The 17786-nt window shown below is 65.2% G+C and carries 17 protein-coding genes; 13 read left to right on the top strand and 4 right to left on the bottom strand.

Annotated features, from left to right (window positions below):
- The first annotated feature begins 78 nt into the window (after positions 1-78).
- The 4 genes from clpS to ACZLZQ_RS16830 all read left to right on the top strand — a co-directional run bounded on the left by clpS (position 79) and on the right by ACZLZQ_RS16830 (position 4110).
- Positions 79-474: an ATP-dependent Clp protease adapter ClpS gene (gene clpS / locus ACZLZQ_RS16845; protein WP_472950412.1), complete on the top strand. Its 396-nt coding sequence runs from the start codon at positions 79-81 to the stop codon at positions 472-474.
- 8 nt (positions 475-482) lie between these two features.
- Positions 483-2936 carry an ATP-dependent Clp protease ATP-binding subunit ClpA gene (gene clpA / locus ACZLZQ_RS16840; RefSeq protein ID WP_472933286.1) on the top strand — a complete coding sequence of 818 codons (2454 nt, stop codon included), beginning with the start codon at positions 483-485 and terminating at the stop codon, positions 2934-2936.
- Between the two features lie 80 nt (positions 2937-3016).
- A complete protein-coding gene (locus ACZLZQ_RS16835) occupies positions 3017-3754 on the top strand; it encodes an AzlC family ABC transporter permease (RefSeq protein ID WP_472950353.1) in 738 nt (245 codons plus the stop codon).
- On the top strand, positions 3751-4110 hold the full coding sequence (locus ACZLZQ_RS16830) for an AzlD domain-containing protein (protein ID WP_472950352.1): 360 nt from the start codon (positions 3751-3753) through the stop codon (positions 4108-4110). Before ACZLZQ_RS16835 ends, ACZLZQ_RS16830 begins: the two co-directional genes overlap by 4 nt.
- A 198-nt stretch (positions 4111-4308) precedes the next feature.
- Here ACZLZQ_RS16830 and ACZLZQ_RS16825 read toward each other — a convergent pair whose 3' ends face one another.
- Genes ACZLZQ_RS16825 through ACZLZQ_RS16810 form a run of 4 tightly spaced genes read right to left on the bottom strand, consistent with a single transcriptional unit; the run spans position 4309 to position 7320 of the window.
- Positions 4309-4734: an HIT family protein gene (locus ACZLZQ_RS16825; protein WP_472950351.1), complete on the bottom strand. Its 426-nt coding sequence runs from the start codon at positions 4732-4734 to the stop codon at positions 4309-4311.
- Between the two features lie 55 nt (positions 4735-4789).
- Positions 4790-6079: a GNAT family N-acetyltransferase gene (locus ACZLZQ_RS16820; protein ID WP_472950350.1), complete on the bottom strand. Its 1290-nt coding sequence runs from the start codon at positions 6077-6079 to the stop codon at positions 4790-4792.
- A gap of 38 nt (positions 6080-6117) precedes the next feature.
- The gene (locus tag ACZLZQ_RS16815) at positions 6118-6843 is read right to left on the bottom strand and encodes a glycerophosphodiester phosphodiesterase family protein (RefSeq protein WP_472950349.1); all 726 of its coding nucleotides are present in this window, start codon (positions 6841-6843) and stop codon (positions 6118-6120) included.
- A 9-nt stretch (positions 6844-6852) separates the two neighbouring features.
- Positions 6853-7320 carry a RidA family protein gene (locus ACZLZQ_RS16810; protein WP_472933294.1) on the bottom strand — a complete coding sequence of 156 codons (468 nt, stop codon included), beginning with the start codon at positions 7318-7320 and terminating at the stop codon, positions 6853-6855.
- Positions 7321-7441: 121 nt separating this feature from the next.
- On the opposite strand from ACZLZQ_RS16810, the gene ACZLZQ_RS16805 reads away from it, so the two are divergent.
- The 9 genes from ACZLZQ_RS16805 (at position 7442) to bamA (ending at position 17772) form a co-directional block, all read left to right on the top strand.
- Positions 7442-8281 carry an EipB family protein gene (locus ACZLZQ_RS16805; protein ID WP_472933295.1) on the top strand — a complete coding sequence of 280 codons (840 nt, stop codon included), beginning with the start codon at positions 7442-7444 and terminating at the stop codon, positions 8279-8281.
- A gap of 514 nt (positions 8282-8795) precedes the next feature.
- Positions 8796-9653, top strand: a complete 858-nt coding sequence (gene rpsB / locus ACZLZQ_RS16800; protein ID WP_472950348.1) for a 30S ribosomal protein S2 — start codon at positions 8796-8798, stop codon at positions 9651-9653.
- Between the two features lie 123 nt (positions 9654-9776).
- The gene (tsf, locus tag ACZLZQ_RS16795; protein WP_472933299.1) at positions 9777-10703 is read left to right on the top strand and encodes a translation elongation factor Ts; all 927 of its coding nucleotides are present in this window, start codon (positions 9777-9779) and stop codon (positions 10701-10703) included.
- A 111-nt stretch (positions 10704-10814) separates the two neighbouring features.
- Positions 10815-11534 (top strand): UMP kinase, encoded by a 720-nt coding sequence (pyrH, locus tag ACZLZQ_RS16790; RefSeq protein WP_472933300.1) that lies wholly within the window; start codon positions 10815-10817, stop codon positions 11532-11534.
- 37 nt (positions 11535-11571) lie between these two features.
- Complete coding sequence (frr, locus tag ACZLZQ_RS16785) at positions 11572-12129, top strand: ribosome recycling factor (RefSeq protein ID WP_472933301.1); 558 nt, start codon at positions 11572-11574, stop codon at positions 12127-12129.
- Positions 12130-12202: 73 nt separating this feature from the next.
- The gene (locus ACZLZQ_RS16780) at positions 12203-12889 is read left to right on the top strand and encodes an isoprenyl transferase (RefSeq protein ID WP_472933558.1); all 687 of its coding nucleotides are present in this window, start codon (positions 12203-12205) and stop codon (positions 12887-12889) included.
- Positions 12890-12907: 18 nt separating this feature from the next.
- Positions 12908-13759: a phosphatidate cytidylyltransferase gene (locus ACZLZQ_RS16775; protein ID WP_472933303.1), complete on the top strand. Its 852-nt coding sequence runs from the start codon at positions 12908-12910 to the stop codon at positions 13757-13759.
- Positions 13760-13868: 109 nt separating this feature from the next.
- Entirely contained in the window at positions 13869-15008 is a 1140-nt protein-coding gene (gene rseP, locus ACZLZQ_RS16770; RefSeq protein ID WP_472950347.1) for an RIP metalloprotease RseP, read from the top strand.
- A 214-nt stretch (positions 15009-15222) separates the two neighbouring features.
- Complete coding sequence (bamA, locus tag ACZLZQ_RS16765; RefSeq protein ID WP_472933306.1) at positions 15223-17772, top strand: outer membrane protein assembly factor BamA; 2550 nt, start codon at positions 15223-15225, stop codon at positions 17770-17772.
- Positions 17773-17786: the final 14 nt, after the last annotated feature.

Below are 17786 nucleotides of genomic sequence, written 5' to 3'. Positions count from 1 at the left end.
GAGCGGCCAGAGGGGCGAAAGGACGCGCCTTCACGGCGGTCCCTTAAAATTGCGAGAGAGCACATTACATACATTTTGATGACAGGGGTGACGGCAGTGGGCGACGCGGAACTTTCGAGGAATCAGACGTCGCAGCCGGCCAGGAGCCAGGCCGACAAGCCGCGTGGCACTGACCCCGACCGCAATACCTCGGTCATCACCCGTACAAAGCCGCAGACGAAGAAGCCAAGTCTTTACAGGGTGCTGCTTCTGAACGACGATTACACCCCGATGGAGTTCGTGATCCACGTCCTGGAGCGTTTTTTCCAGAAGGATCGCGAGGCAGCGCACCGCATCATGCTGCATGTGCACAACCACGGCGTCGGCGAATGCGGGGTCTATACATACGAGGTGGCGGAGACCAAGGTCACGCAAGTCATGGATTTCGCCCGCCAGCATCAACATCCGCTGCAATGCGTGATGGAAAAGAATTGAGGTGAATCGTGCCCACATTTTCGCAAAGTCTGGAAAAGTCGCTGCACCAGGCCCTGACGCTCGCCAATGAGCGCCAGCAGGAATTCGCTACCCTCGAGCACCTTCTGCTGGCGCTGCTCGAGGACAAGGATGCAGCGGCGGTCATGAAGGGCTGCAGCGTCGATCTCGACGTGCTCCGTGCGAGCCTTGTCGAGTACATCGACACCGAGCTCGCCAATCTCGTGACCGGCCATGACGAGGATTCGAAGCCGACTGCCGGCTTCCACCGCGTCATCCAGCGCGCCGTGATTCACGTCCAGTCGTCCGGCCGGGAAGAGGTGACCGGCGCGAACGTGCTCGTGGCGATCTTCGCCGAGCGAGAGAGCCATGCCGCCTATTTCCTGCAGGAGCAGGAGATGACGCGCTACGATGCCGTCAACTTCATCGCGCATGGGATTGCCAAACGCCCCGGCTCCTCCGAAAGTCGGCCCCTTAGAAGCGCCGAGGACGATCAGTCGACCATGGGACCCGACGAGGAAGGCAGGCGCAAGACGACCCAGGACGCCCTTACGGCTTACTGCGTGAACCTGAACGAGAAGGCCAAGTCCGGCCGCATCGATCCGCTGATCGGTCGATCGGAGGAGATCAACCGCACCATTCAGGTGCTGTGCCGCCGTTCCAAGAACAATCCGCTCTATGTCGGTGATCCCGGCGTCGGCAAGACAGCGATCGCCGAGGGCCTCGCCAAGCGCATCGTCGAAGGTGATGTGCCCGAGGTGTTGCTGGACGCCACCATCTTCTCGCTCGACATGGGCACGCTGCTCGCCGGCACCCGCTACCGCGGCGACTTCGAGGAGCGCCTGAAGCAGGTCGTGAAGGAGCTCGAGGAATATCCGGGCGCCGTCCTGTTCATCGACGAGATCCACACGGTGATCGGCGCGGGTGCGACCTCGGGCGGCGCGATGGATGCGTCGAACCTCCTGAAGCCGGCGCTGTCGAGCGGCGCGATCCGTTGCATCGGCTCGACTACCTACAAAGAATACCGGCAGTTCTTCGAGAAGGACCGGGCGCTCGTCCGTCGCTTTCAGAAGATCGACGTCAAGGAGCCGTCTATCGACGACGCCATCGCCATCATGAAGGGCCTGAAGCCCTATTTCGAGGATTTCCACAACGTGAAGTTCTCAAGCGAGGCGATCAAGGCCGCCGTCGAGTTGTCGGCGCGCTACATCAACGACCGCAAGCTGCCGGACAAGGCGATCGACGTGATCGACGAGACCGGCGCCTCGCAGATGCTGCTCCCGGAAGGCCAGCGCAAGCGCAAGATCGGCATCAAGGAGATCGAGGCGACCATTGCCACGATGGCGCGGATCCCGCCGAAGTCGGTGTCGAAGGACGACGAGGAAGTGCTTCAGCATCTCGACACCCAGCTGAAGCGGGTCGTCTATGGGCAGGACACGGCCATCGACGCGCTGTCGGCCACGATCAAGCTGGCGCGTGCAGGCCTGCGCGAGCCGGAGAAGCCGATCGGCAGCTACCTGTTCTCGGGTCCGACCGGTGTCGGCAAGACCGAGGTGGCCAAGCAGCTGGCATCGGCGCTCGGCGTCGAACTCCTGCGCTTCGACATGTCGGAGTACATGGAGCGGCACACCGTCTCGCGGCTGATCGGTGCGCCTCCCGGCTATGTCGGCTTCGACCAGGGCGGCCTGCTCACCGACGGCATCGATCAGCATCCGCACTGTGTGCTGCTGCTCGACGAGATCGAGAAGGCGCATCCGGATCTGTTCAACATCCTGCTGCAGGTCATGGACCACGGCCGGCTGACCGACCACAACGGCAAGAAGATCGACTTCCGCAATGTCATCCTGATCATGACGACGAATGCCGGCGCGTCGGAAGGGGCGAGGGCCGCCATCGGCTTCGGCTCGTCCAAGCGCACCGGCGACGACGTGGAGGCGATCAACAAGCTGTTCACGCCGGAATTCCGCAACCGTCTCGATGCCATTATCCCGTTCGCCGGCCTTGGGGCAGGCGAGATCAACCGGGTGGTCGAGAAATTCGTGATGCAGCTGGAAGCCCAGCTGTCGGAGCGCGGCGTGACCTTCGAGCTGACGCCGGAGTCGATCGTCTGGCTGGCGGACAAGGGCTATGACGAGCACATGGGGGCGCGGCCGCTGGCGCGCGTTATCCAGGAGTACATCAAGAAGCCGCTGGCGGACGAGGTGCTGTTCGGCAAGCTGAAGAAGGGCGGGACCGTCAAGATCACCGTCGTCGACGATCCCGACAAGGCGGGCGCCCGCAAGCTGGCGCTCGAGGCGATCGCCGACGAGCAGCCGAAGGCCAAGCGCAAGTCCCGCGCCAAGGTCGATGCCGACGGCGAGGACTTGGAAGATGACGACGGCGAGGACTACGGTGACGACGAGGACGAGGGCGATGTCGCCGTGAAGGTCGCGCGGCGTCCTGCGTCCAAGCGCAAGCCGTCCTGATACAACATTCCATCGAAGGGGCCGTCCGGAGGGGCGGCCCCTTTTTGTTGCGTTTCGCTTCAGCATGATCGGGCATGCCCATGCCGGGAACTGACCTCGCCAGGGAGCGCTCCTCGCTCCACTGGATCGGCAAGGGCATGCTCGGCATGCTCAGTCCGCCCGCCCTCATCCTCGTGACCGCCTATGTCGGCTTCGCCGCCGTGGCGCGCGAGGCCGGATTCGACTGGCTGCAGACCTCGTTCATGACGCTGACGGTCTGGGCGCTGCCCTCGCAGATCATTCTCATCGGGGCGGTGAGCGCGGGCATTGCGCTGCCGGCGGCGGCGCTGGCGGTCGGCCTGTCGGCGATCCGACTGATGCCGATGACGGTCGCGCTGATCGCCGAGGTCAAGACGCCGCAGACGCGGACCCTGAAGCTCCTCGCCTTCTCGCATTTCATCGCGATCACCGCCTGGGTGTTCGCCATGCAGCGGCTGGACGAGGTGCCGCGGGAGAAGCGCCTCCTCTTTTTCGGCAGCTTCGGCGCGACGCTGACGCTGACGAACACGCTGGTCGTGGCGCTGGTGTTCAACCTGATGGAGGACCTGCCGGCGCTGATCACCGGCGCGCTGGCCTTCCTCACCCCTGTCTACTTCCTCATCTCGCTGTTCCATTCGGCCCGCGACCGCACGGGGCGGCTGGCGCTGCTGTTCGGCATGCTCTGCGTGCCCCCGGCGCACTGGCTGTCGCCGGAATTCGACCTCTTGATCGCCGGCATCGCCGGCGGCGCGATCGCGTTCGCACTCGGGCGGCGGCTGGAGAAGGGGGCGTCGGCATGAACCTCGGCTTCCACGACATCGCTGCCGCCTGGTGGCCCTACGCCTTCATCTTGCTGGCCGGCTGGCTGCCGACCGACATCTGGCGCTATCTCGGCGTGCTCACCGCCGGCCGCATCGACGAGAACTCACCGAACATCGCGCTCGTGCGCGCCATCGCCACCGGCATGGTCGCCGCCGTCATCTCCCGGATGGTGCTCTATCCCACCGGCGCGCTCGCCGAGGTGCCGGATGCCGTTCGGATCGGCGCCATGGTCGCCGGCTTCCTCGTCTACCTCGCCGCCGGCAAGCGCATTCTCGTCGGAATCCTCGCGGCGGAAATTGTGCTGATCGGGCTGCCGATGGCGATGGCGGGCTGAGGGTCTCAGGCCGCCCGATCTCCCCCCTTGAGGGGGAGATGTCCGGCAGGACAGAGGGGGGTGAACGTCAGGTGCTACGCTGCACTTATCCGCCACCCGACCGGGTCTGATCAAAAAGTTCGCCGTTACGGCAGCGTGCCCCCCTCTGGCCTGCCGGCCATCTCCCCTTCGGGTGGGGAGATCGGCTTGCGGCATGCGTCAGGTCGCGGCGAGCGCCGCTTTGATCAGTTCAGCCTGCTCGGCCAGCACCGCGCCGTCCGCCATGCCGCCAGAATGCGGAACCAGGGCGACACCGGCATAGCGGGGGATGACGTGGACGTGAAGGTGGAAGACGGTCTGGCCGGCCGGTGCCTCGTTGAACTGGGTGACCACCACGCCGTCGGCGGCGAAGGCCTGTTTCACCGCCCGCGCCAGCCGCGCCACGATCGGCATCAACGCCGAGAGCGTGGCATCCTCGGCGTCGAGAAGGTTGCGCGATGGCGTCTTCGGGATCACCAGCACATGCCCCTTCGATTGCGGCATGACGTCCATGATGGCGATGGCGGTCGCGTCCTCGAACACCTTCTGGCTTGGGATCTCGCCGCGCAGGATCTTGCCGAAGATGTTCTGCGGATCGTAAGCCATGTTCGTCTCCTCCAGCGGGTTGCGCTCCTCGGGGGACCACGATCCGCCCGGCCGGTCAATCCTGTTCCGCTTGGTCGGGGCGCTGGGGCTCGGCCGGGGCGGTGCCAGGCGATCCGTCCTCGTGCTTCTTGAACGGCGTGTGCTCGCCGAGCATGGCCTGCATCGCCGCCACCTGCCGGCGCTCGACCTCGAGATGGTTTTCGATCGCTTGCCGCAGCCCGGGATGGCGGATGTAGTGGGCCGAATGCGTCGTCACCGGCTCGTAGCCGCGCGCCAGCTTGTGCTCGCCTTGCGCGCCGGCCTCGACGACGGCCAGCTTGTGTTCGATCGCATAGTCGATCGCCTGGTGGTAGCAGAGCTCGAAATGCAGGAAGGGGTGGTCCTCGGTGCAGCCCCAATAGCGGCCGTAGAGCACGCCGCCGCCGACGAAGTTCAGCGCCCCGGCGATGTAGCGGCCCTCGCGTTTCGCCATCATCAGCACGATGCGCTCCGGCATCCGCTCCGAGATCAGCGAGAAGAACTTCCGGTTGAGGTAGGGCCGGCCCCATTTGCGGCTGCCGGTGTCCATGTAGAAGCCGTAGAAGGCGTCCCAGGCGGCCTCGGTCAGGTCCTTGCCAGTCAGCCAGTCCACGGTGATACCGGCCGACAGCGCCTCCCGCCGCTCCTTCCGGAGACCCTTGCGCTTGCGCGAGGCGAGCGTCTCCAGAAAATCCTCGTAGGTGCCGTAGCCGCGGTTCTGGAAGTGGAACTGCTGGTCGATGCGGTGGAGGAACTCGCCGTCCTCCATCGCCTCGACATCCGCTGGCGTGAGGAAGGTCGCATGCGCCGAGGAAATGCCGGTCTGGCCGACATAGGCCTTGATGCCCTGGCAGAGCGCCAGCCGCCGCACCTCGTCGCCGGCGGAATGCCCGACCAGCAGCCGCGGTCCGGTCGCGGGGGTGAAGGGCACGGAGATCTGCAGCTTCGGATAATAGCTGCCGCCGGCCCGCTCCAGCGCGTCGGCCCAGCCGTGATCGAACACGTATTCGCCCTGGCTGTGGCTCTTGAGATAGGCCGGCATGGCCGCGAGGATCTGTCCGGACGCGGTCTCGAGCACGAGGTGCTGCGGCATCCAGCCGGCGCGCGCCGAAACGCTACCGCTGTCCTCCAGCGATTTCAGAAAAGCATGCAGCAGGAAGGGGTTGCCATCGGGCGATGAAGCATCGCTCTCATCGCCCGCTGGTTCCGGTGGCGAGACGGCAGCAAGGCCGTCCCAGGTTGTCGGCGCGATCTGGTCGATGGATTCGAGGACGCGCAGGGAAAAGACGTCCCCCTCGGCCTCGGTGGTGTCGGTGCCCTGTGTCATCGCCCCAAGCTATCGCCCGCCTGCCGCATTGCAAGCGCTCAGACCTGCGGCGAAAAACCCTCGAAGGTCATCTGGTCGGCATGGCGCTCCGTCTGCGCGACGCCGTCCGGGTTGCGCACCGTCCAGGTGATCACCGGCGCTTTCTGGTCGCCGCGGACCCAGTCGGTGAAGCCGTTCGGCAGGTGGTGGACGCTGTAGGAGACGAAGCTGCAGCCGCGGCTGTAGACGGCGCGGTGTTCGTCGAGCTGGTCCGGCTTCAGGCCCTCGGCCGTCAGGCCCACCGGAAAGCCGCCCGCGGCGATCGCCTGGTCGATCAGCCAGGGATCGAAGGACATCAGCGCGAGCTGGCCGCGGTAGCCCTCGAGCACCGGCATCAGCCTGTCGAGAAAGTCGGCGTCCTCGTCCGGGCTGCTGCCCTTCAGTTCCATGACCAAGGGCACAGCGCCGTCGATGGCGGCGAGGAACTCGGCGACGGTCGGAATGCCGGCCCCGGTGTTGCCGAGCCGTAGACGGCGAAGTTCGTCGAGCGTTGCCGCATCCGTGCGCCCCGGGGTGCCGGTCAGCCGGTCGAGCGTCGCATCGTGGAAGATCACCGGCACACGGTCGCGCGACAGGTGCACGTCGCATTCGATGGCGTAGCCGCCGGCGATCGCGGCAAGCGCGGCGGGAACCGAGTTCTCCATGACGGCGACATTGCCGTCATGAAGGCCGCGATGGGCGATCGGCCGGCTCACCAGCCAGTCGAGAGAACCGCTGTAACGCATTGTCCTGCCTTACTTGATCTCGAAGAAGGCTTCAATTTCCACGGCGGCGTCGAACGGTAGGCTGGGCACGCCGACGGCGGAGCGGGCGTGGCGGCCGGCATCGCCGAGGATCTCGACCATGAAGTCCGACGCGCCGTTGGCGACCTTGTGCTGCTCGGTGAAGCCGGCGTCGCTGGCGACGAAGACGGTGAGCTTCAGCAGGCGGACGATGCGGGTGAGGTCGCCGCCGAGTGCCGCGCTTGCCTGGGCGAGGATGTTGACCGCACAGGCCTTCGCCGCGCGCTGTCCGTCCTCGAGCGAGACGCCACCGCCGAGCTTGCCGATGGCGGCGATCTTGCCGTCCTCGAACGGCAGCTGGCCGGAGGTCTGCAGCACGTTGTTGTAGGTGACGTAGGGCACGTAGTTGGCGGCGGGTGCGGCGGCGACAGGCAAGGTGACGCCGGCGGCGGCGAGGCGGGAGGCGATCGTGTCGGTCATCAAATTTCCTTTGTTCACATGATTGGAGGGCCGCGGGCATATTGCCGGCTCCCCGTCGGGGATAGAGTGTGACGAGGCCCGACATAGCCCGGATCGCCGGCCTCGTTGAGGAAAGTTTTGCATGGTGTTCCGCAGTTTGGTCGTTCTGGCAATGCTTCCCGCGACGACGGGTCTCGCCGTCGCCGTCCCGCTCGCCCCGCATCAGGCTGTCTACGAATTGTCGCTCGCGTCCGGCTCCACCGACTTCGTCGGGGCGGAGGGGCGAATCGCGCTGAAGCTGCAGACCGAGACCTGTGGCGTCTATGCGCTGGACTATCGCTTCGTCGCGAAATTCCAGCAGGAGGAGGAGGTGACGGTCACCGACCAGCAGACGATCTCGACCGAGAACGCCGACGGCAGCGACTTCAGCTTCACCACCAAGACCTTCGTCGACGGCGCGCCGGAAAAGGAAATCCGCGGCAAGGCCCGGCGCGAGGGCGATGCCACCAAGGTCGCGATGCAGTCGCCGAAGGCGGCGGAGTTCAGCCTGCCGCTCTCCTATTTCCCGATGCAGCACACCGCGACGCTGATCGAGCACGCAAAGGCCGGCGACCGGATCGTCGAGGCGAAGCTCTTCGACGGCGACGACGACGCGGAGAAGCTGCTCTCCAGCACCGCCATCATCAGCCCGAACGATCCGCCGGCAGCGGCGCCCACGCCTGAGCCGAACAAGGCCGACGGCACGCCGCCGCCGCCGCGTTCGCCGAAGATCGACCAGGAACTGGCGGGGCTGAAATCCTGGAAGGTCAGCGAATCCTACTACAACAGCGACAGCGACCCCGATGGCATGCCGGTGTTCGAGACCAGCTACACCCTCTACGAGAACGGCGTGTCGGACGCGCTGACGCTGAATTTTGGCGAGTACGCCTTCAACGGCGCGCTGAGCCAGCTCGATCTGCTGGATGCGAAGGGGTGCAAGTGAGACGGGGGACCGGAGGGCTCCAACGCAAAAAGTTCGTCATCCCGGACCTGATCTCTGCGAAACCAAAGGTTTCGCTGCGATCCATTCCAAGTCGTTGAACGAGTGATCTACGGTCGACCTTGCCTGTGTTCTGATGCGGAATGCGGACTTCACCGCGGAGGAATGGACTCCGGATCAAGTCCGGGATGACGAAATTGAGGAGTCGGCGCCATTGCGCTTTACGCTCAAATGGCCGCGCACTTCACTGCGGAAAGGGGCGCAGCCCGATCGACATAGCACCCACCCCCAAGCCGCAAATCACCCCTCCCACCGCCGGCATCCGCTCCTGCATCCGACCCGCGCCCTGCACCTAACCCTTGCCCGGCCGCCTGAATCGGTGTATGGGCGCGGTCATTCCACACACGGAATTCGGGACTTCATGGCGACCTCGGTCGTCCGCTGCGGTCCCTCCGGTGGCGGCCAACCCTGGCTGCTTCTTTTCCGTGGAGGCTGAACCGGTAAAGGAACCGACACGATGGCATTGCCCGATTATTCCATGCGCCAGCTGCTCGAAGCAGGCGTCCACTTCGGCCACCAGACCCACCGCTGGAACCCGAAGATGGCCCCCTACATCTTCGGCTCGCGCAACAACATCCACATCCTCGACCTTGCGCAGACCGTGCCGCTCCTGCACACCGCGCTGAAGGCCGTGTCCGACACCGTTGCCCGCGGCGGCCGCGTGCTGTTCGTCGGCACCAAGCGCCAGGCTTCCGACATCATCGCCGATGCCGCTGCCCGGTCCGCCCAGTACTACGTCAACGCCCGCTGGCTCGGCGGCATGCTGACCAACTGGAAGACCATTTCGAACTCGATCCAGCGCCTGCGCAAGCTCGACGAGATGCTCTCCGGCGAAGCCCACGGCTTCACCAAGAAGGAGCGCCTGACGCTGCAGCGCGAGCGCGACAAGCTCGATCGGGCGCTCGGCGGCATCAAGGACATGGGCGGCGTGCCGGACATGATCTTCATCGTCGACACCAATAAGGAAGCGATCGCGATCGAGGAAGCCAAGCGCCTCCACATCCCGGTCGTCGCCGTGATCGATTCCAACTGCGATCCGCGCCCGATCGATTTCCCGATCCCGGGCAATGACGACGCAGCCCGCGCGATCACGCTTTACTGCGACCTGATCGCCAAGGCCTGCCTCGACGGCATCGGCCGCCAGGCCGGCGCCATGGGCGTCGACATCGGCGCGATGGAAGAGGCTCCGATGGAGACGCTCGAGGAAGAGGCCATGCCGTCGCAGTCGGCTGCCGAGACCGAGACCGACGTCGCTTCCGACGCCCAGGCTGCTGCCGAGCCGCAGCCGGAGCCGGAAGTCCAGCCGGCCGCCTGAGACCCTGTGCCGGCGAAAGCCGGCGCATCCTGACCGGACGGCGTAATCACGCCGTCACATTGACAGCGCACCTCTCGTCTGGCGACGGGGGTGCGCCTGTTTCATTTTCCAAGAGGCTGATCGATGACCGTTACCGCCGCGATGGTAAAAGAGCTGCGTGAGAAGTCCGGCGCAGGCATGATGGACTGCAAGACCGCGCTCGCCGAGAACAATGGCGACATGGAAGCCGCCATCGACTGGCTGCGCGCCAAGGGCATTTCCAAGGCCGACAAGAAGTCCGGCCGCACCGCTGCGGAAGGCCTGATCGGCGCCGCCTCGAGCGGCACCAAGGCGATCGTCGTCGAGGTCAATTCCGAGACCGACTTCGTCGCCCGCAACGACGCCTTCCAGACGATCGTGCGCAATGTCGCGAAGGTCGGCCTCGAGACGGACGGTTCCGTCGAGGCTGTCGGCGCTGCCGCCTATCCCGATTCGTCGAAGTCGGTCACCGAGACCATCGTCGAGGCCGTCGGCACGATCGGCGAGAACATGTCGCTGCGCCGCAGCGCTATGCTGACCGTCACCGATGGCGTCGTGGCCACCTACATCCACAACCAGGTCGCCGACGGCCTCGGCAAGATGGGCGTTCTCGTCGCCATGGAGTCCACCGGCGACAAGGCGGCTCTCGCTGCTTTCGGCCGTCAGGTCGCCATGCACGTCGCCGCCACCAACCCGCTGGCGCTGACCTCGGCCGAGGTCGACCAGGCGACCGCCGATCGCGAGAAGGCGATCTTCGTCGAGCAGGCACGCGAGTCCGGCAAGCCGGACGCGATCATCGAGAAGATGGTCGAGGGCCGCATGCGCAAGTTCTACGAGGAAGTCGTCCTGCTCAGCCAGGCCTTCGTGATCAATCCCGACCTGACGGTCGAGAAGGCGCTCGCGGAGGCCGAGAAGGATTTTGGTGCCCCGGCCAAGATCACCGGCTTCGTGCGCTTCGCGCTCGGCGAGGGCATCGAGCGCGACAAGAGCGACTTCGCTGCCGAAGTCGCTGCGGCCGCCGGCCAGAAGTAAGCGTTTACTCTCCCTTCGAGACTGCCGGGGGCGCCTGCGTGACAAGCGGGCGCCCTTATTGTATCGCAGGCCGGCTCGCGCTTCGGGCCCGCATTGCATGAGGACGATGAAATGACGGCAGACATCCGCTTCAAGCGCGTGCTTCTCAAGGTTTCCGGCGAAGCCCTGATGGGTAGCCAGGGTTTCGGCATCGACGTCACGGTCGTCGATCGCATCGCCGGCGATATCGCCGAGGCGAGGGCGCTCGGCGCCGACATCTCCGTCGTCATCGGCGGCGGCAATATTTTCCGCGGCGTCGCCGTGGCGTCCAAGGGCGGCGACCGCGTCACCGGCGACCACATGGGGATGCTGGCGACCGTCATCAACGCGCTAGCGCTGCGCACTTCGCTCGCCAAGCTCGGCATCGAGGCGATCGTGCTGTCGGCCATCGCCATGCCGGAGATCTGTGAAAGCTTCTCTCAGCGCGTGGCGCTCGCCCATGCCGCGGCGGGCCGCGTGGTGATCTTCGCCGGCGGCACCGGCAACCCGTTCTTCACCACCGATTCCGCCGCTGCGCTCCGTGCGGCCGAGATGGGCGCTGCGGCGCTGTTCAAGGGCACGCAGGTCGACGGCATCTATTCCGAGGATCCGAAGAAGAACCCGAACGCCACCCGCTTCGACCAGCTGACGCACGACGAGGTGCTGCAAAGGGGTCTCGCGGTGATGGACATCGCAGCCGTCGCCTTGGCACGCGAGAATCACATTCCCATCGTCGTATTCTCCATCCATGAGAAGGGTGAGTTCGCCCGCATCCTGTCGGGCGGCGGTCGCGCCACCATCGTGACCGACTAGGCTGGATCGACACGGCGCAAAAGCAAAAGGACAGACCATGGCTGAATTCGATATCAACGACCTGAAGCGGCGCATGGACGGCGCGATTAACGCCCTCCAGCACGACCTCCAGGGCCTGCGCACTGGCCGCGCCTCCGCGAGCCTGCTCGACCCCATCACGGTCGAGGCCTACGGCACGCAGACGCCGCTCAACCAGCTGGCCAACGTGTCGATCCCCGAGCCGCGCATGCTGTCGGTCTCGGTGTGGGACAAGACGATGGTCGGCAAGGTCGAACGGGCGATCCGCGACAGCCATCTCGGCCTCAACCCGATCACCGACGGCACCACGCTGCGCATTCCGCTGCCGGAGCTGAACGAGCAGCGCCGCAAGGAACTGGTCAAGGTTGCCCACACTTATGCCGAGAATGGCCGCGTGGCCGCACGCCATGTGCGACGCGATGGCATGGAGACCTTGAAAAAACTCGAGAAAGACGGCGATATGGGGCAGGACGACGCCCGTCAGATGTCCGATCGCGTGCAGAAGATCACCGACGAGACGATTTCCGAGATCGACAGGACCCTGTCGGCCAAGGAAGCCGAAATCATGCAGGTCTAGCCTGAACGTGCCTTCTGCGGCGGTGGAATCAAGAGGACAAGCGGTGCGGCAACCCCAACACGTCGCCATCATCATGGACGGCAACGGACGCTGGGCGAAAGCCCGCGGCCTGCCCCGTACCATGGGTCATCGCCGCGGCGTGGAGGCGGTCCGCGGGGCCGTGCGTGCCGCCGGTGACTTCGGCATCCGCTACCTCACGCTGTTCGCCTTCTCCTCGGAGAACTGGCGCCGGCCCGCCGAGGAGGTGAACGAGTTGATGGGCCTCCTGAAGCTCTTCATCCGCCGCGATCTCGCCGACCTCCATAAGGAGGGCGTGCGTGTCAAGGTGATCGGCGCGCGTGAAAACCTCAGCAACGACATTCGTTCGCTGCTCGAGGAAGCGGAGAACCTGACGCGCGACAACACCCATACGACGCTGGTCATCGCCTTCAACTACGGCGGCCGGGAGGAAGTGGCCCGTGCCGTCCGGCGGATCGCCGACAAGGTGGCCTCGGGCGAGATCAAGGCCGAATCGGTAAGCGAGGAACTGCTCGACGGTCACATGGACACTGCGGGAATTCCCGATCCCGATCTCATCATCCGCACTTCCGGGGAGCTTCGGCTGTCGAACTTCCTGCTCTGGCAAGCGGCCTATTCCGAGTTCGTCTTCCTGCCCTGTCTGTGGCCGGACTTCGACCGCAAGGCGTTCGAGGGCGCGCTGCAGGATTTCGCCTCGCGCGATCGGCGCTATGGCGGCGTCTCCTGCGAGATCGCGTCCTGACCCGATGCGGATGATCCGATGGGCCTAGGAATTGGCAGGCTCGTTTCGACGCAATCCTGGGCCGACCTCAAATCGCGCCTGATCTCCGCCGTGATCCTCGGCGCTGCGGTGCTGGCGATCGCCTTCGTCGGCGGCGTGCCGTTCCGCATGCTGTGCTGCCTCACCGGCGTCATCGTGTTCGAGGAATGGGCGCGGATGACCCGCGCCAAGCGGGCAGGGCCGATCTTCAAGTTCGCCCGCCGGGCGCTGTTCTTCAGCTTGTTCGCCTTCCTGCTCGGCGAGAACCTTCTCTCCCTCATCATCATCGGCGGCGCCGGCCTCTTCGTCGCCTTCGTCGACCGGCGCGAGCGCAAGGCCGACTGGGCGCTCGGCGGCCTCGTCTATTCGGGCTTCGCGGCGCTGGCGCCCGGCATGTTGAGGGCTGACGATGCGGCGGGGCTTGCGGTGCTCGGCCTCGTCATCGCCGTCGTCTGGCCGACGGACATCTTCGCCTACTTCACCGGCAAGACCTTTGGCGGACCGAAGATTCTGCCCTCGGTCTCGCCGAAGAAGACGATCTCCGGCTCGCTCGGCGGCCTGATTGCCGGCATGGCTTTCGGCTCCGCCTTCTATGTCGAGGTCACCGGCGAGTTTCCGCTCTGGATCCTCCTTCTCACCGCCGTTCTCTCCGTGCTCGGCCAGGCCGGCGATCTCTTCGAGTCCTGGGTCAAGCGGCGCTTCGGCGTTAAGGACTCGGGCCGGATCATTCCGGGCCATGGCGGCCTGATGGACCGGATTGACGCGCTGATCATCGCGCTGGGCGCGGCGTGGATCGTCGGGGTGATGCTGGAGGGAATCGAGCATCCGGCGCGGGCGATCTTCGCGATCTAGTCATCCCACACAGAAGGTTTGCTTGCCGCGCGGCAAGCGGACTCCATAAGATAGACGGACCGGTTTGCAGGCATACCGGCCGATCGCGCCTTTCGAGCAAGGAAACAAGATGGATCTCTCGTCCGGCCTCGGCATGATCTGGGATAGTGCCCTGATCAAGTTCGTGCCTTTCCTGTTCGTCCTGACGGTCATCGTCTTCTTTCACGAGCTCGGGCATTTCCTGATCGGCCGCCTGTGCGGGATCAAGGTGCTGGCATTCTCCGTCGGTTTCGGACCGGAACTCGTCGGCTTCAACGACCGCCGCGGCACCCGCTGGAAGCTTTGCGCCATTCCGCTCGGCGGCTATGTGAAGTTCCTCGGCGACGAGAATGCCGCGAGCATGCCGGACAATGCCGCCGTCGAGGCCATGGACCCGGCGGAGCGGGCACAGTCCTTTCCGGCCAAGAGTGTCGGCCGCAGGGCGGCGACCGTCGTCGCCGGCCCGGTCGCCAACTTCATCCTCGCCATCGTAATCTTCGCCGGCGTCGCCTTCATCAGCGGGCGGCCGGTCGGCGATCCCGTGGTGTCGGAAGTGCGGGCAGGAACCCCGGCGGCGACCTCCGGCATTCTCGCCGGCGATCGGATCGTCTCCCTCGACGACACCAAGGTCACCTATTTCAACGACATCCTGGAATACGTGTCGACGCGGGCAGAGGTGCCGATCCGCGTTGGCGTCGAGCGGGCCGGCGCGCCGCTGGAGTTCACCGTGACGCCGGCGCTGGTCACGCAGACCGATCCTTTCGGCAACGAGGTGCAGACGCCCTTGATGGGCCTCGTCGCCAGCAAGGAGAGCGCCGACTTCCGCGTCGAGAGCCTGTCGGCGGTCGAAGCGCTGAAGTTCGGCGTCGACCAGACCTGGTTCTTCACCCACCATACCGTCAGCTTCATCAGCGGCATCGTCACCGGGCATTCCGGCGCCGAGCAGATCGGCGGGCCGATCCGAATCGCCGGCATTTCCAGCCAGGTGGCGACGCTCGGCTTTGCCGCGGTGCTGATTCTGGCGGCGCAGCTGTCGATCTCGATCGGTCTTCTCAATCTCCTGCCGATCCCGATGCTCGATGGCGGGCACCTGATGTTCTACGGTTTCGAGGCGTTGCGCGGGAAGCCGCTGAGCGAGCGCGTGCAGGACGTCGGCTTCCGGATCGGCATCGTCCTCGTCCTGTCGCTGATGATCTTCGCGATGTGGAACGACATTTCCTGGCTGACCTGAGCGTGGCTTGCGCGGGGCTTTTCTCCTGTCGCCGGTTTAACGCTGTGTTAACCATGTATCAGGGAGCCGTGGCCGGGGAGCAACGGTTTTCCGATTCCTAAACTGAATCCGTCCAGTTTGCTTGAACGCGGTCCTAAAGCCGTTAAAAGGCAATGAGCGCATGATGCCGAAACGGCGTCGCTGCGGTGTTATGTATAAAAGGTGGGTGAAGCCTATGACGGCTGGATCAAAGCTCCTGAGGGCCACGTCGGCATTTGCGCTATCATCGACGATCCTGGCCACCACTGTCGGTGTCCAGCTCCTGATGGTCTCGCAGGTCCAGGCCGCGATGGTTAGCAACGTGGTCGTGACGGGCAACCAGCGCGTCGAGGCCGATACGATCCGCGGCCTCCTGTCGATCCGCCCGGGCAAGAATGCCACGGAAGCCGACATAGACGAGGGCGTGCAGAAGCTCTACTCGACCGGCCTGTTCTCCGACGTGAAGATCAGCCAGAGCGGCGGCACGGTGAACGTGCGGGTCGATGAGAACCAGATCGTCAACCAGGTCGTCTTCCAGGGCAACTCGAAGCTGAAGGACGAGCAGCTCAAGGCCGCCGTCCAGACCCAGTCGCGCGGCGCCTATTCGGCTGCCACCGCCGAGGCCGACGTCGCCTCCATCAAGGAAGCCTACGGCAAGATCGGCCGCAGCGATGCGACCGTCACCGTCCGCACGCTTCCCGTCGACAACAACCGCGTCAACGTCGTCTTTGAGATGAACGAGGGCGACCGCACCAAGATCGGCACTATCAACTTCGTCGGCAACAATGCCTATGGCGATGGCCGTCTGAAGGAAGTGATCGCGCTGCGCGAGTCCGGCCTGCTCAGCTTCATCCAGCGCAACGACATCTATGATGCCGACCGCTTGCGCGCCGATGAAGAGACGCTGCGCCGCTTTTACTACAACCACGGCTACGCCGACTTCCGCATCGTTTCCTCGGTTGCCGATCTCGACGAGACCAACAACAAGTACACCGTCACCTTCACCATCGACGAAGGCGAGCGCTACACCTACGGCAACGTCGCCGTTGAGAGCGCCATTCCGGGCGTCGACGGCGCCGCGCTGGAGCGCGAGCTGAAGACCCGCTCGGGCGACGTCTACAGCGCGCAGAAGGTCGAGGACTCGCTGGTCGCCGTGACCAACCGCGTCGCCGAGAACGGTTATGCCTTCGCTCAGGTCACCCCGCGCGGCGACCGCGACTTCAACAACCGTACGATCTCGGTCACCTACGTGGTCGACCAGGGCCAGCGCGCCTACATCGAGCGGCTGGACGTGCGCGGCAACACCAAGACCCGCGACTACGTCATCCGCCGCGAGTTCGACGTCTCCGAAGGCGACGCCTTCAACCAGGTTCTGGTGCAGCGCGCCAAGCAGCGCCTCGAGTCGCTCGGCTTCTTCACCTCGGTCAACATCTCGACCGCGCCGGGCTCCGAGCCGGACCGCGTCGTCGTGATCGTCGACGTGGTCGAGAAGTCGACCGGCGAGTTCTCCATCGGTGGTGGCTACACCACCGGCGGCGAGAGCGATGGCCCGGTTGCCGAAATCGGCGTGACCGAGCGCAACTTCCTTGGCCGTGGCCAGTATGTGAAGGTCTCCGCCGGCTTCGGCGCTGATACCCGCAACTACCAGCTGTCGTTCACCGAGCCCTACTTCCTCGGCCGCCGCCTGGCCGCCGGCTTCGACATCTACACCTCGACCAACACGTCGGAATCCTACGACGTCGAGCGCACCGGCGGTTCGCTGCGTGTCGCCGCGCCGATCACCGACGACTTCACCGCGCAGGTCGCCTACAACTTCAAGCAGGAGAAGTTCGGCGACGACGACGGCGGTGCCAAGATCGATGACTATCTCGTCGACTCCGCCGGTGCCCTGATCATCGGTGCGGACGGCAAGCCGGTCGTTGCCGGTAGCGATTTCGACGGCGACACCAAGGCGATCTACGCCACCTGCGGCGATCCGGATCCTTACGGTCTCGTCTCTGGCCGCCAGGTTGCCGGTGCCACTGACTTCTCGGGCGCCCCGAAGTACACGCGCTCGACGATCATCAACCAGGCGATCTGCGACAGCCCGTACACCACATCGTCGGTCTCCTACGCGCTGACCTACAACACGCTGGACTCGACCAAGGACCCGCGCAACGGCATCATCGCCTCGTTCGGCCAGGAAGTCGCCGGCCTCGGCGGCGATGCGAGCTTCGTCAAGACTACCGGCAAGGCATCGTATTTCCAGCAGCTGCAGGAAGAATACGACGTCGTCGGCCAGCTGTCGGTCGGTGGCGGCAATGTTGCCGGTCTCGACGGCGACCTTCGCGTCTTCGACAACTTCTTCAAGGGCCAGGACATCGTCCGCGGCTTCGAGACGAAGGGCATCGGCCCGCGCCAGTTCGAGCTCGATGCCAGCGGCAACCGCGTCGGCAGCGGTGTCGCGATCGGCGGCGAGAACTACCTGAACGCCACGGCGGAGACGACCTTCCCGCTGCCGCTGGTCTCGCGCGACTTCGGTTTCCGCGGCGCGGTGTTCGCCGATGCCGGCACGCTGTGGGGCACGGAATTCGCAGGCCAGCAAGGTGTCGTCGGCGACGACCTCGAAGTGCGCGCCTCGGTCGGTGTCGGCCTGCTCTGGGCCTCGCCTTTCGGTCCGCTGCGCGTCAACTACGCGCACCCGGTCATGAAGGAAGACTACGACGAGACCCAGGAACTGTCCTTCGGCTTCTCGACCCGGTTCTAAGGGATAGCGGGAGA

The sequence above is a fragment of the Mesocryomonas lacus genome (genome assembly GCF_055730105.2).
This window is presented reverse-complemented; position numbering and strand designations above follow the sequence as displayed.

Excerpts from the sequence above, each read along its gene's own strand:
- ACZLZQ_RS16835 (WP_472950353.1), top strand. The coding sequence starts at position 3,017 with ATGCCGGGAACTGACCTCGCCAGGGAGCGCTCCTCGCTCCACTGGATC.
- frr (WP_472933301.1), top strand. The coding sequence starts at position 11,572 with ATGGCTGAATTCGATATCAACGACCTGAAGCGGCGCATGGACGGCGCG.
- ACZLZQ_RS16775 (WP_472933303.1), top strand. The coding sequence starts at position 12,908 with ATGGGCCTAGGAATTGGCAGGCTCGTTTCGACGCAATCCTGGGCCGAC.
- rpsB (WP_472950348.1), top strand. The coding sequence starts at position 8,796 with ATGGCATTGCCCGATTATTCCATGCGCCAGCTGCTCGAAGCAGGCGTC.
- ACZLZQ_RS16825 (WP_472950351.1), bottom strand. The coding sequence starts at position 4,734 with ATGGCTTACGATCCGCAGAACATCTTCGGCAAGATCCTGCGCGGCGAG.
- ACZLZQ_RS16805 (WP_472933295.1), top strand. The coding sequence starts at position 7,442 with ATGGTGTTCCGCAGTTTGGTCGTTCTGGCAATGCTTCCCGCGACGACG.
- tsf (WP_472933299.1), top strand. The coding sequence starts at position 9,777 with ATGACCGTTACCGCCGCGATGGTAAAAGAGCTGCGTGAGAAGTCCGGC.
- pyrH (WP_472933300.1), top strand. The coding sequence starts at position 10,815 with ATGACGGCAGACATCCGCTTCAAGCGCGTGCTTCTCAAGGTTTCCGGC.
- bamA (WP_472933306.1), top strand. The coding sequence starts at position 15,223 with ATGACGGCTGGATCAAAGCTCCTGAGGGCCACGTCGGCATTTGCGCTA.
- ACZLZQ_RS16780 (WP_472933558.1), top strand. The coding sequence starts at position 12,203 with ATGGACGGCAACGGACGCTGGGCGAAAGCCCGCGGCCTGCCCCGTACC.
- clpS (WP_472950412.1), top strand. The coding sequence starts at position 79 with ATGACAGGGGTGACGGCAGTGGGCGACGCGGAACTTTCGAGGAATCAG.
- ACZLZQ_RS16830 (WP_472950352.1), top strand. The coding sequence starts at position 3,751 with ATGAACCTCGGCTTCCACGACATCGCTGCCGCCTGGTGGCCCTACGCC.
- rseP (WP_472950347.1), top strand. The coding sequence starts at position 13,869 with ATGGATCTCTCGTCCGGCCTCGGCATGATCTGGGATAGTGCCCTGATC.
- ACZLZQ_RS16815 (WP_472950349.1), bottom strand. The coding sequence starts at position 6,843 with ATGCGTTACAGCGGTTCTCTCGACTGGCTGGTGAGCCGGCCGATCGCC.
- ACZLZQ_RS16820 (WP_472950350.1), bottom strand. The coding sequence starts at position 6,079 with ATGACACAGGGCACCGACACCACCGAGGCCGAGGGGGACGTCTTTTCC.
- ACZLZQ_RS16810 (WP_472933294.1), bottom strand. The coding sequence starts at position 7,320 with ATGACCGACACGATCGCCTCCCGCCTCGCCGCCGCCGGCGTCACCTTG.